The 942-nt window shown below is 67.9% G+C and carries 1 protein-coding gene; it reads right to left on the minus strand.

Features of this window, described 5'->3' with window-relative positions:
* The coding region (locus FMEAI12_RS12100) for an RNA-guided endonuclease TnpB family protein (protein ID WP_235013922.1) at positions 1–942 on the minus strand (942 nt) is incomplete at both ends.

Raw genomic sequence — 942 nt, forward strand, 5'->3', positions numbered from 1 at the left:
GCGGCCGGGATCTTCTCCACCCGGCCGGGTGCTTTCTGTTCCAACCGCCGGGCAAGCAGACCCCAGCCGTTGGCGAGGATGCCCCGGTTCAGTCCGGCTTTCTGGCGAACATTGCGGCCCGGCTGGTCGACAGTGCCTCGGGCCGACCGGGTCATGTTCGTGATGCGGAGATCTTCCACCCGGATGACGTCGAACCGGCGGGCAAGATCGGTGGAGGTTCTCTCCACCCAGTCTTTCCGCCGGTCGACCTCCCGGGCCTTCACCCGGGCGATCCGGGTCTTCAGCCGGCCGCGCCGGTTCGACCCGCGTGTGGCTTTCGCCAGCCGGCGCTGGAGCCGGCGGAGCCGTTCGGCTTCCTTTGGCCTCAGCGTCGGGCAGGACAGCAGCTCCCCGGTGGACAGCGCCGCGGACACGGCGACACCCCGGTCCACACCGACGACCTCGCCGACCTGGCCGGTTCCCGGCGCGGGGATCGGGTCGGGTGCTACGGCGAACGCCACATGCCAGCGGCCCGCCCGATCCTGTGTCACCCGGTACGACCTGAAGTCCGGGATCGTCCGCGACACGCGGAACCTCACCCAGCCGACTTTCGGGATCCAGCATCGGGACCACTTCCGGTTCAGTTTCTCGACCCTAGCGTTCTTCCCCACGATCTGGAAACCCTCGGACCGGCCACGTTTCCGGAAGGTCGGGCGGCGGTGCGAGCCGTTGAAGAAGTTCCGCATAGCCTGGTCGAAGTCTCGAAGCGCCTGCTGCTGAACGGTCTGCGAACCGACCCGCAGCCACTCGAACTCCGCCCGCGCGTCGGTCAACTGCCGGCAACGCTCCGCATGGTTCGGCGCCTTTCCCCGGGAAGGCGTCCACCACGACTGCTGTTCGACCGCGAGATTCCAGACAAAACGCGCGTGCCCGCAGTGCTCTTCCATTCCGGCGACCTCTTCA

It is taken from the genome of Parafrankia sp. Ea1.12, assembly GCF_900465275.1.
GTDB classification, from domain to species: Bacteria; Actinomycetota; Actinomycetes; order Frankiales; family Frankiaceae; genus Parafrankia; species Parafrankia soli.